The following is a 12,736-nucleotide window of genomic DNA, read 5'->3' as shown; positions in this document are numbered from 1 at the left end:
AACAAAAGTGCATTCATATCACAAAACGGTTTGAATGCACTTATTTTTTATTATTTAACTATTTTGCCTGTTTTCTTTGTGGTTGTTATGACCTTCTGCGTTGTAACAGTCGGTGTATTCGATGTTCCGGAAGTATCGGTTGATGACGTATCGGTATTTGAACCGCCACCGGATTCTGTGATACCGCTGTCGGTTACCTCAAACGTAAGCGTTATATCCTCTCCCGGTGAAACGGTTTCACCTTTTTTAGGACTCTGGCTTACAACAACTCCGTTTTCATCACCGTTTATTACCGCACCGAGTCCGGCATTCATTATTGCCGCAACAGCCTCGTTATAGCTCCTTCCGAGTACGTTGGGAACCTGAACTGTATTATCTTCTCCGGCAGCCTTGGTTACATAAAGGATTATTGTCGAACCTTCCTGTACTTCGGTTCCGGTATGAGGTGCCGAGCTTGTTACCTGACTGCCTTCGCCGACAACCTGATAATTAAGGTTATTGTTTACAAGATAAGAAATAGCCTCATTTGTTGTATATGTTGTAAGATCATCAAGAACAACAGTATTTTCCTCTGCCGCCTTTGAAGATGTAACCGCCTCTGTTTTTTCTATACCAAGATACTTAATAATGTTTTCAAGCAGTCCTTTAAGCATAGGTGCCGCAGATGCAGAACCTTCTGTATATATAGAAGGCTTATCTATAATTGCGATAGCTATTATCTGTGGATTATCAACAGGAAGAAAGCCTACAAAGGTTACTGTATATTCTTCATTTGAACGGATAGCCTGCTGTGCTGTACCGGTTTTACCGCCGATTGCGTAGCCTTCGATTTTTGCCTTGTTGCCTGTACCTGTATCAATAACCGCCTGAAGATATTTTCTTACGGTATCACTTGTTTCCTTGCTTATTACCTTTCTTATAACAGTAGGGCTTTTTTCATATGTAACATTGCCGTTTGAATCAATAACCTTTGAAACAACATACGGCTGCATAAGGTTACCGCCGTTTATAACGGCAGAAAATGCGTTAAGCACCTGTATTGATGTACAGTTAAATGACTGACCGAAACTCATTGTGGCAAGGTCAACCGGGCCTATTGCGTCTTCTTTATAAAGAAGCGTTGATGCCGATGCTTCACCGGGAAGGTCTATTCCGGTCTTTTCACCAAAACCAAAATCTCTCTGATATTTATAGAAAAGATGTACTCCCATCTTCTGTCCTATATCCATCATTGCAACGTTGCAGGAATTTGCAAGAACGTCCTCAACAGTTTCCGTTCCATGTCCGGATTTCTGCCAGCAGCTTATATCTCGGTCATATACAGTTTTCATACCGTCGCAATAGAAGGTATCCGTTTCGGATATAACTCCTTCGTCAAGAGCCGCCGCAACAACCATCGGTTTAAATATAGAACCCGGTTCAAATGTATGAGAAATATTGAAGTTTGTCCAACTATCATAAAGATAGTTAAACTGTTCCTCATCGGACATTTCACTCCACTGTGATGCAAAAGCCTCCGTTGTATTAACCTTTGTAGGATCGGAAGGATTATTGGCATCAAAGGTCGGAGAATCCGCCATTGCATAAACCTCGCCTGTGTTCGGGTTCATAACAAGAACAGCCGCATGCTGTGGATTGTAATCGGCAATGGCCTTCTGAACTGCCTGTTCGGCATACTGCTGTATTGTATAGTCCAATGTGGTTACTACGGTTGAACCGTCCTGTGCATCTATCGTCTGTATAATGGCAGAACTGCTTCCGTCGTATGTCTTAAACTCTCGTCCGTTTACACCGGAAAGCTCTGTATTATATTCGCTCTCCAGTCCCCATGAGCTGTCTCCTCGTATAAAACCGATTACATCGGCCGCAACCGTTCCGAGCGGATAGCTTCGCTTTGTATCGGCACCGAAAACTATACCTTTAAGCTTATAGCTTTCTATCTGTTCCTTCTGTTCACGGGAAAGCTTCTTTGCAAGCACCTTCCAATGTGTGTCCTCTGCCGGTTTTCCGTTAGCATCAAGAATTGTATAGCTCTTAAGTGTGTTATAATCAAGGCTTACAAAATCAAGCTGTGAAAGAGTTGTAAGCGTTTTTTCTATTTCTTCGGAATCATACTGAACAAGCACTCTTACGTCCATAACAAGGTCGTAAACTCTTGTGGAGACCGCAAATGCCTGATTATTACGGTCAACTATCGATCCTCTGTTGGCAACTATCGTTGAATCGTAATTTTCCGTCTGCTGTGATTTTGCCGCATTTTCGTATTCTTCGCCCTTTACGATTTTAAGAAAAGCAATTCTTAAAAACAAAACCGAAAGAAGTACAACAGCAGCTAAAAGGATAATCCTTTGACGTTTTATCCTTCTGTTTTTCTGTATTCTGTTTTTTGACAACTTTATCAATCCTTTCGGACGTTAGAGAAAAATTCTTTAACAAGCTCCGCGTCTACCTTAACATTATCCTGTGAATCATCATCATACTGAACTGTGTAGCTCTGTTCGGGTACAGTTATTGTTCTTATCTGATAACTCTGAGGTTCCGTCATTCCAAGCTCATTAATTGCTCTGTCCTCGATATATTCAAGATTAATCGTATCACTGATTTCAGATGAAAGAACAATGTTCTCATTCTGTATTGTACTAAGATCATTTCTTAGCTGTTGTATTGAATATCTCATTTCAGCAACGGAAGAAACTCCTATTATGGAAACAATACAGCCGGCACAGAAAATAACGGCGGAAGCCGCAAGCATAACAAGCTGTTTTGCATTAAGGCGTGCCTCTGCTCTTTCCATCTTTATTCTTTTTTTACGTCTTTCTTCCATTAAAATACGTTTATTTTCTTCCTGTATTCTTTTTTCAAAATTTATATCATAAGCGGCTGTTCCCGCATTATAACCACTATATTTTTTTCTTTCCGAAAAATCTGTATATGCTATTTCTCTTTCACGCATATTTACAGCCCCCAAAATTATATTCTCTCAAGTATTCTGAGCTTTGCACTTCTCGATCTCGGATTAAGCTCAAGCTCTTCATCGGAAGGAAGTATAGGCTTCCTTGTTATAACCTTTCCGTCCGGTTTTTTTCCGCATACACACACCGGAAATTCCGGCGGACATACGCACGGATTTTCATGTCGTTTCATTGCGTTTTTAATAATTCTGTCCTCAAGCGAATGGAATGTTATTATGCACAGCCTTCCGCCGGGATTAAGTAATGCCACCATATCGTCAACAGTCTTGTCCAATATGGCAAGCTCTCCGTTTACTTCTATTCTGATTGCCTGAAAGGTTCTTTTTGCCGGATGAGGACCGTCACGCCTTGCTCCCTTGGGAACGGCTTTCTTGATTACCTCAACGAGCTCATAGGTTGTTTCAATAGGCTTTATTGCTCTCTCCTGCACAATGAACTGTGCAATTCTTTTTGCCCATTTTTCCTCACCATATTTGAATATTATGTCATTAAGCTCTTTTTCGCTCTTTTCGTTTACGACGTTCCATGCAGAATATTCATTTTCACGGTTCATTCGCATATCAAGAGGCGCATCGTGCATATATGAAAAACCTCTGTCTGCCTCATCAAGCTGATATGACGAAACACCAAGGTCCAACAGAAATCCGTCTGCCTTTTCAATGCCGAGATTGTCAAGCACTTCTCTTACATTATAAAAATTGCTGTGAACGGCTGTAAAAACATTCTTATACGGTTCAAGTCTTTTTGATGCCGCCTGTATTGCGTCTGTGTCCTGATCTATTCCTATAAGACGGCCCGTTGTAAGCTTTGCGGCTATATGACTGCTGTGGCCGCCGCCGCCCAATGTACCGTCAACATATATTCCGTTTTCTTTAATATTCAGTCCTTCTATACATTCGTTCAAAAGAACCGATATATGATTAAATTCCAAAATTTATCCCTCCGTAAGAGTCAGCGGCAATATACCGTAACAGCTGTCAATCAGATACCGAAAAGTCCCATTGATTCAACAATGCTGTCGTCAAGGTTATCAGGATTGCATTCTGCCTCCCAGTTATCCTTGCTCCAGACCTCTATCTTTGTTCCGACACCGGCCGAAACAACCTCTTTTGTCAGTCCGGCATGGTTTCTTAAGCTCTGCGGTATAATTATTCTGCCCTGATTATCTGTGTCACATTCGACAGCTCCGGACAGGAAAAAACGTGTAAATCGTCTTGCATTGGCATTGGCAAGCGGAAGCTCACGAAGCTTATTTTCGAAAATCTCCCATTCGCTTCTCGGATATATATAAAGGCACTTATCTATTCCTTTGGTCATAATAAAATGTTCACCGAGCTCTTCCCTGAATTTTGCAGGCACAATAAGTCTGCCCTTAGCATCAAGGCTGTGCGAATACTCACCTATGAACATTTTTATCACCTCCGGAAACAAATTAATGACCTGTAATGCCATGCAATAGATTAGCTTCACCCTAATCTGCCTCATATACACCACTTTTCACCACTTACAACCATTATATAAAAAAGAAGCTTAAAAAACAAGTATTCACCAAACAAATTATTTATTAAAAAATTACTTATATGTACATAATTTTTAGTCATTTTTGTCTGACATTTTCTATATCAAATCCAAATAAACTTACGCCGTATTTTTTGCAATAAAATAAGGATACAACCTAATAAAAGGCGTATCCTTAATGAACAAATTAAATTCATTTTATTTAAATAACAGCTCCGCAATATGCTTTGTGTTCATTCCGCCAAGCTCAAGTCCTTCATGGCAATAATGACAGTAGCACACAACCGTATCCGTTGTAAACTGTTTACAGTAATCCTCCATTATTTTCTTCTGCTCTTCCGGAGTATGCGGTTCAAATTTTCCGACAGCACCGTCAACATAATGCTTTGGTGCAAGAGTAGGATTTCTCTTAGGCTGAGGTCTGTAAAGCGATATTCCGCAGAAATCGGTTTTCTCGAAATTGTCCTTAAGCTCAACAAATTCAATATTCATCTTTTTAAGCAGCTCTCTTACAGCCTTCTGTTCATCAATTCTTTCCTTTGCTCTCCAGCAGTCCTGAATTGTTACCTTCATTCCGCTATAATCGGGATAAACAAATTTATCATCGGAAAGAATAAGCTCCCAAAGTGACGGAACATTTACTCCCGGTTTTGTTTCTTCAATTATATTTGAACAGTTATGGCAGAGTGAATATACTGTATCGCCGGCTTTAAAATCCGCACAATCCGGCAATGCAAGCCAATCTGGACGGTGTTTTTCGGGCACTCTCTGCGCAATCTCGTCAAGCTTATAATTCGGAACACAACAGCGGACAATGGTCATACCGTATCTTTCCCTTATGTACTTCTGTATTTTAGCGCTTATTTCAGGAAACTTAGGCGTAAAAACACAGCTTGCAATATAATATTCACTCATAATCATAACCTCCTAATATAATATTTTTATCATTATAACACATAAAAAAACCGCAGAAAATAAATTCCGCGGTTTATATAAAAATATTCTTTATATAGCGGAAAGGTTCGGAAAACAATAGTCATGACTTTCGTAAACGAAAGTTGCTTCGCAACTGTGCCATCTTGCACAGTCAGTGGTTTTCCGAGTGAAATCCGCCGATGGAACGAGCTATTCACACTTCTGTTTAAACAAGTCGAAATTCTGATTTCTCCTTAGTTTTTTATGCTCCGAAGTTGCCTCTGAGTACTGTCTGATAATCGCCCTTTTCATCCATTGCGCTTACCAAAACGTGACCGTTTTCCCAATCTGCATATACTATACATACATCATAATTACCGTCGCCGTTAATGTCGTAAACGCCGTTTATAACTATATTCTGGTTGTAATGCATATAAGCATTTTCCTCGCCCTCAAAAGGTCTTATTTCGCTGAAAACAGGCTTTGCACTTCCGTTATCGTCCACAAACAATGCAACGGCATAGCTGCCGATTCCGTCAGTTTCCTTTGTTCCGTCCTCAACAAAGCTGGGAACATAATTTTCATTCTTAGGTGTGTTTGCCGCAACGATCTGTTCAAGCTTTCCATCGCCGTCAAAATCAGCCTCAAAGCACTGTGTTAAATTAGGTGCTGTTGTAATTCCGTTCTTTTCAAGATATTCTTTAATTGCATTTTTCGAAGCTTCGCTTGGCTTAGCCTTTGTATTTACATTTTCAGGTGCAATGTTTTTGTCTGTGCTTACAGATACATTGTCAAAGTTGTCGTTATCGTATGAAAAACGTGAATAGAATGCGTACTGGGGGAAGTCAAGCTGTGCTAAAGCACTGTCCTTATCAACGGGCATTTTAATGCTTCTTGAGCCATCCTCGCCCTCTGTCGAAAAGTTGTCCATACCGTCATTGCCATATCCACCGTAATAGATAAGCGTATCGCCCTTACCCTCAAGCTCCTCGTTGTACCACATATTGTAGCCATCGACAGAAAGAACCTCTCCTATTTTATATTGATGTCCACTGTTTTCGTCCATATTTCCGTCAACATCGTTATGAGATACCCACTGGCCGTTTTCCCAGCTTCCTGCAAGTATTCCGCCTACAAAGCAGTATACGGGTGCCTCTCCGTTTCCTTCGGTTTTATTTGCCGTGTTGTTTCCATTATTCGCTCCCGAACAACCTGTGATTGCAAGCATTGCCGCAACAACCGGAATAATAATTTTTTTCATTTGGTTTACTCTCCTTTCATTTTCCTTATTTTAACCGCATAAATCCCATTAAACAATATACTTATGTAAAACGAAAGATAAAATTAAGAAAATATTTTGCTATAAAACCCGTTATACATTTTAACAATAAAGCTATTCCATTAAACAGCTTTTTAGTGTATAATACTGATATAAGATATTAAAATAAATACAAAGCAACTTTTCTATTGTATATATTGCATAATTTAATCAGCTATGTTTTGCACTTGTTTCACAATCAATTTTTGTACACAATTTAAATTTGCGTCATTTTGTACTTTTATAGAAACATATTTTGTTCAACCTGTATAAAGTTTGATTTAAGTCTTTTTTTGTGTTGACTAAATTCAAATTTGGTTTATAATTTATTTAAGTATTAAGTATCATGTATACATCATACTTTGATTTTAAAAATTATTTACCTACTATATGGAAAGGAGACATAATATGAAAACAATTAAGCTTCCATATTACAAAGAAACAGTAGATCTTCACGTTGACGAAGCAAATTTAAAAGCAGTCATTACAGCAAAAATGCACGAATACAAAGCAGCTAAAGGCGAGGCTGAGCTTGTTGAGGACGCTCTTGATAACCCTATCGGCTCCAAAACTCTTACTGAGCTTGCTGTCGGAAAGAAAAACATCGTTATCGTTACAAGCGACCACACAAGAGCCGTTCCCAGCAAAATTACACTTCCCATTCTTCTCAGAAGAATCAGAGAAGGTAATCCCGATGCAGACATTACAATCCTCATCGCAACAGGCCTTCACAGACCTACAACAGAGGAAGAACAGCGTAAAATGTTCGGCGATACTATCGTAGACAACGAAAAGATCGTTGCTAACGATGCTTTCAATCCTGAGCAGTTTGTTAAATTAGGCGATCTTCCTTCCGGTGCAGAATTCTATGTAAATAAGATTGCCGCTGAGGCAGATCTTCTTATAACAGAAGGCTTTATCGAGCCTCATTTCTTTGCAGGCTTCTCAGGCGGAAGAAAGAGTATTCTTCCCGGCATCTGTAACTCAACAACAGTAAATGAAAACCATTGCTTCAAGGCTATTTCAAGCCCTTACGCAAAGACAGGCGTTCTCGAGAACAACCCTATCCACAAGGACATGGTCGTTGCCGCAAGAACAGTAAACGTACAGTTTATACTTAATGTTGCTCTTGATGCAGAGAAAAAAGTTATTGCCGCATTCGCAGGCGATCTTGAAGAAGCACATGAAAAAGGCGTTGAATTTATCCGTAGTCTTTCACAGTGCGAAACTATCCACGGAGACATCGTTATTACATCAAACGGCGGATATCCTCTTGACCAGAACCTCTATCAGAGCCCCAAGGGAGCTTCAACAGCTGAGGTTTATGCCGGCGATGACGGTGTAATCATTATGGTTTGCTCATGCTGTGACGGTATGGGTGGTACAAACTTTGAAAGACTCATAACTCTCGGTACTCCCGAAGAAATCGACGAATATCTTTCAAAGATTCCCGCTGACCAGACTATCGCAGAGCAGTGGTGCCCTCAGATCTATTCAAGAATACTCAAGAAACATAAATTAATTCTTGTTACAACCTTCCTTGACCCTGAGCTTGTCAAGAAAGCAAATATGATTCCTGCCAAAACTCCCGATGAAGCACTTGAAATTGCTTATCAGATAAAAGGCAGAGATGCTAAAGTAGTAGTTGTACCTGACGGTGTCAGCGTACTTGCAGTATAAAATCCTAAATAATGAAAGGAGTAACAAAAACATGAGTCTTAATTTAGCACTTAAAGTTACAGATTTGGACAATGTTGCAACCATCTTTGCAAATGGCATCACAGACGGAACTGAAGTAGAAATCCGTGACAAAAAAGGTCAGTCTGACTTTACAAAGGTAATCGGAGATGTACCCTACGGCCACAAAATCGCCGTAAGAGACATCAAAAAAGGCGAGCTCATCATCAAATACGGTGAAGAAATCGGTATCGCAACAAAGGACATCAAAAAAGGCGAATATGTTCATGTTCATAACCTCGACAGTATGCGTGGACGTGGAGACTGGAAAGATTGATCTAACCGAAATACTATCATTTCTAATTACGAAAGGAGATATTAACTATGGAATTTATGGGTTATGTACGTCCTGACGGAAAAGTCGGAGCTCGTAACTATGTAGCAATTATTCCCAGTGTTACTTGTGCAAATGACGTAGCAAACGCTATTCATCGTCAGGTACTCGGCACTGTAACATATTTACATCATCAGGGCTGCTGTCAGCTTCCTCCTGATCTTGAAAGAGTAACAGATACACTTATCAGCATCGGCTGCAGCCCCAACGCTGCCGCTGTATTAATCGTAAGCCTTGGCTGTGAAGGTACAGACCATGAGCGTATGGTTAAAGAAATTTCCGCAACAGGAAAACACGTTGAAATTATACACATCCAGGAGCTTGGCGGCGTAAGCAAGGCTATCCAGGTTGGTACAGACATCGCAAGACAGCTTGTTATTGAGGTTTCCGGACTTCAGAGACAGCCCGTTGACGTATCAAACATCGTTATGTCAATCAAATGCGGCGGTTCAGACACAACAAGCGGTATGGCATCAAACTGCGTAATCGGTTATGTTGCAGATAAACTTGTTGACCTCGGTGCAACAGTTATCTTCGGTGAAACAACAGAATTCATCGGCGGCGAGCACCTTCTTGCAAGAAGAGGTGTTAATAAAGAAGTCGGCGATAAGATTTTCGAAATCGTTAACAACATGGAAACAAGAGCAAAATCTCTTGGCTGTGATATGAGAAAGGGTCAGCCTACTCCCGGTAACATTGAAGGCGGTCTTTCAAGTATCGAAGAAAAATCACTCGGTGCTATCATGAAATCCGGTACAAAACCTATCCAGGGCGTTCTTGAGTATACCGAAAGAGTTACTAACCAGAAAGGTCTTTGGATCAAGGATACTCCCGGTCGTGAGCCTGAAATCCTTACAGGTATGGCAGCAACAGGCGCTCAGTGTATGATGTTCTCAACAGGACGTGGAGCTCCGCAGGGATTCCCCAGCATGCCTGTTATCAAGATTTGCGGTAACCCTAATACATACACAAGAATGGAGCAGGATATGGACATCAATGCCGGCTTAATTCTTACAGGCGACAAGACTATCGACCAGGTTGGCGAGGAAGCTTTCGCAAGACTTCTTGACACATTAAGCGGAAAGATGACTAAGAACGAAGCTATCCAGTACTGTACATCAATCGATATTCACTGTCTCGGACCCGTTATCTAAGCATATTATTCTCTTAAATAAATGAAAATTACCCCTGTGAGTTTGTCCTGTTTTTCAGTTTCAGAAAGCTCGCAGGGGCTTTTTCTTGCCATAATACAGCAACAAAAAGCCGGTACAAAAGTATTATAAAATTATTATATCGGATAAATTGCTTTTTTATAAAAGCATAGTTTTGTCAAAATATAATATTAAAAGCAATCATAATAAGCAGAGTTTTTATTCATTACGCTATATTGTACTTATTTTAATACTTTATACCGTTTGAATTTTAATGTTGACAAACTATTTTTTAGTCTTTATACTTAGTGTCAATTCAAACACTTAATTTCAGCAGACTATAATTCACGAAAGGAGATCAATCATCATGTTCAATACTATGTTCGCAAATGTCATTATTAGCATTATTATCCTCATCATTGATGAGGCTATTTGTGTTGGTAAAAAGCGAATTGGTATTAATATGACGGCATTGATTTAAAGCGAATTACTTTTACGAAGCCCTCACAGCCAATACGCTGTGAGGGCTTTTTTGTTTTCAAAATTACATGGAGGATTAAGGATATGTTTTTAAAAGGCAGTGAAATAGTTATGGAGGTTCTTCTGGAACAGGGAGTAGATACGGTTTTCGGTTATCCGGGAGGACAGGTTTTAAATATATATGACGCATTATACAAATATCAGGACAGAATTCACCACGTACTTACCGCTGATGAACAAGGAGCGGCTCATGCGGCAGACGGTTACAGCCGAATAGGAAAAAACATCGGCGTATGTATCTCCACCAGCGGCCCCGGAGTAACAAACCTTATGACCGGACTTGCAACAGCCCATGCAGATTCAATACCGATGGTTGCAATAACAGGAAATGTTCCTACCGAGCTTCTCGGAACCGACTGCTTCCAGGAGGTCGCAACAATCTGTTTGACAATGCCGGTAACAAAGCATAACTTCATCATCAAAAACATTGATGACCTTGCCGACACAATCAGAGAGGCATTCAGACTTGCCAAAAGCGGACGTCCAGGACCGGTGCTTGTGGACATTCCGAAAGACGTACAGACAGCAACAGTTGAATACACACCACAGCCTGCTGTTAAAAAAGATTGTCCACCCTGCCCTTCCACAGAGCTTCTTAATGAGGCAGTAAAGCTGATAAACGAAAGCAAACGCCCTATCCTCTATTGCGGAGGCGGAGTTATAAACGCCGACTGCTCCGAAAGCGTAACAGAGCTTGCCGAAAAGGCAGACGCATATGCAGCATTCTCAATGATGGGACTTACGGCAATGGACAGCAAAAGTCCACGTTATCTCGGAATGAGCGGTATGCACGGATCATACGAAGCCACAACGGCACTTGATAAAGCCGATGTGATAATCGCCGCCGGAGTAAGATTTACCGACAGAGCAACAGGAAACAAAAACAGATTTGCGGAAAATTCAAAAATAATCCATCTCGACATCGACTACGCAGAACAGAGAAAAAACATCAACTCATATTTAAATATATGCGGTGATTTGGAAGCCTCACTAAAGTACCTTACAGAACACATTGAACAAAAAAACAATTTACAATGGCACACAGAGGTTGAGGCAATGAAGGAAGTAAGCTGCACAAGACCAAAAACAGATAAGCTTCTTCCCGAAACAGTGCTTGCCACAGTAAACAAATTTGCGGCAGACGACACACCGGTAGCAACCGATGTAGGTCAGCATCAGATGTGGACAGCACAGTATTACAAATTCAGAAAGCCGAGAACATTCATTACAAGCGGCGGTCTCGGAACAATGGGATTTGGTCTTGGCGGTGCAATCGGTGCCTGTATGGCATCGGGAAAACAGACAGTACTTATAACAAGCGACGGCAGTTTCGGAATGAACTTAAACGAGCTTGCAACAGCAGTTTCACAGAACCTTCCGCTTGTTATAGTAATAATGAATAACAAACGTCTCGGAATGATAAGACAGTGGCAGACAAGATTTTACGGAAACAGATTTATGGCAACCATACCGGACAGAAAAACCGATTTTGTTAAACTGGCAGAGGCCTTCGGTGCATACGGTATGAGAGCAGAAAACGAAGCCGATCTTGAATCGGCAGTCAAAAAAGCTTTTGAACTGAAATCAACGGTTGTTATTGAATGTTTAACGGACAGCAATGCAGATGTCCTTCCTATGATACCACCCAACGGTTCAGCAGATAATATAATGTTACAGTAAAGGAGTTGTTTAAAATGAACAGTAAATTCGCAGTTTCACTTATGGTTAAAAATCCTTCAGAGGTTCTTACAAGAATTTCCTCACTTATGACACAGAGAAATTTCGTTATTGATACCTTTTCTCTCGGCGAAACAGAAAAATCGGGATATGCAAGAGTTACTATCACAATTAAGGGCGATGAGCATCAGAGAGAACAGCTCCTTAAACAGCTTTCAAAGCTCTATGATGTAAAAAAAGCCGAGCTTTTAGAGCCGGACAACACAATAATGCGTGAACTTATGATAGTAAAAGTAAATACCTCCGGCAGACTCAGAGAGGTTCTCGACACAGCCGCCGTATACAAAAGCAAAATACTTGATATGTCACCCAGCTCTGTATGTATGGAGCTTACAGGAGAAACAGGAAAGCTTGATGCCTTTCTTAACTGCATAAGAGATTACGGCATACTTGAATGCTGCCGAACAGGTCTTGTGGCACTCGAAAGAGGTACAAACTGTCTCTTTGACACAGCAACAGCATAATTAAATATGTTAACTATATAAATGAAGAAATTTTAAAAAAATAAATAATT

At 40.4% G+C, this 12,736-nt stretch carries 11 protein-coding genes; 5 read left to right on the top strand and 6 right to left on the bottom strand.

Going from position 1 to position 12,736, the window contains the following annotated elements; genetic code table 11:
- Positions 1-50: 50 nt before the first annotated feature.
- From KQI66_RS08500 to KQI66_RS08475, 6 genes are all read right to left on the bottom strand, one after another.
- Entirely contained in the window at positions 51-2,393 is a 2,343-nt protein-coding gene (locus KQI66_RS08500; protein WP_216428551.1) for a peptidoglycan D,D-transpeptidase FtsI family protein, read from the bottom strand.
- A gap of 5 nt (positions 2,394-2,398) precedes the next feature.
- Positions 2,399-2,953: a septum formation initiator family protein gene (locus KQI66_RS08495; RefSeq protein WP_216428548.1), complete on the bottom strand. Its 555-nt coding sequence runs from the start codon at positions 2,951-2,953 to the stop codon at positions 2,399-2,401.
- A 17-nt stretch (positions 2,954-2,970) separates the two neighbouring features.
- Complete coding sequence (gene rsmH / locus KQI66_RS08490; protein ID WP_216428546.1) at positions 2,971-3,903, bottom strand: 16S rRNA (cytosine(1402)-N(4))-methyltransferase RsmH; 933 nt, start codon at positions 3,901-3,903, stop codon at positions 2,971-2,973.
- A gap of 50 nt (positions 3,904-3,953) precedes the next feature.
- Positions 3,954-4,382 carry a division/cell wall cluster transcriptional repressor MraZ gene (gene mraZ / locus KQI66_RS08485; RefSeq protein WP_216428544.1) on the bottom strand — a complete coding sequence of 143 codons (429 nt, stop codon included), beginning with the start codon at positions 4,380-4,382 and terminating at the stop codon, positions 3,954-3,956.
- Positions 4,383-4,688: 306 nt separating this feature from the next.
- Positions 4,689-5,405: a hypothetical protein gene (locus KQI66_RS08480; RefSeq protein WP_216428542.1), complete on the bottom strand. Its 717-nt coding sequence runs from the start codon at positions 5,403-5,405 to the stop codon at positions 4,689-4,691.
- A 262-nt stretch (positions 5,406-5,667) separates the two neighbouring features.
- Entirely contained in the window at positions 5,668-6,666 is a 999-nt protein-coding gene (locus KQI66_RS08475) for a hypothetical protein (protein ID WP_216428540.1), read from the bottom strand.
- 465 nt (positions 6,667-7,131) lie between these two features.
- Between KQI66_RS08475 and larA the strand changes: the two genes are divergently transcribed.
- From larA to ilvN, 5 genes are all read left to right on the top strand, one after another.
- Positions 7,132-8,403, top strand: a complete 1,272-nt coding sequence (gene larA, locus KQI66_RS08470) for a nickel-dependent lactate racemase (RefSeq protein WP_216428538.1) — start codon at positions 7,132-7,134, stop codon at positions 8,401-8,403.
- Between the two features lie 31 nt (positions 8,404-8,434).
- Positions 8,435-8,737 carry a UxaA family hydrolase gene (locus tag KQI66_RS08465; RefSeq protein WP_216428529.1) on the top strand — a complete coding sequence of 101 codons (303 nt, stop codon included), beginning with the start codon at positions 8,435-8,437 and terminating at the stop codon, positions 8,735-8,737.
- Between the two features lie 47 nt (positions 8,738-8,784).
- Positions 8,785-9,948, top strand: coding sequence for a UxaA family hydrolase (locus KQI66_RS08460; RefSeq protein ID WP_216428527.1), 1,164 nt, complete (start codon positions 8,785-8,787; stop codon positions 9,946-9,948).
- A 561-nt stretch (positions 9,949-10,509) separates the two neighbouring features.
- Entirely contained in the window at positions 10,510-12,165 is a 1,656-nt protein-coding gene (gene ilvB, locus KQI66_RS08455) for a biosynthetic-type acetolactate synthase large subunit (RefSeq protein WP_216428526.1), read from the top strand.
- A 14-nt stretch (positions 12,166-12,179) separates the two neighbouring features.
- On the top strand, positions 12,180-12,686 hold the full coding sequence (gene ilvN / locus KQI66_RS08450) for an acetolactate synthase small subunit (RefSeq protein ID WP_216428524.1): 507 nt from the start codon (positions 12,180-12,182) through the stop codon (positions 12,684-12,686).
- Positions 12,687-12,736 lie beyond the last annotated feature (50 nt).

It is taken from the genome of Anaerotignum sp. MSJ-24 (genome assembly GCF_018918145.1).
GTDB lineage: Bacteria > Bacillota > Clostridia > Lachnospirales > Anaerotignaceae > Metalachnospira.
The sequence above is the reverse complement of the archived record's forward strand: the minus strand, read 5'-3'. Positions and strand labels throughout refer to the sequence as shown.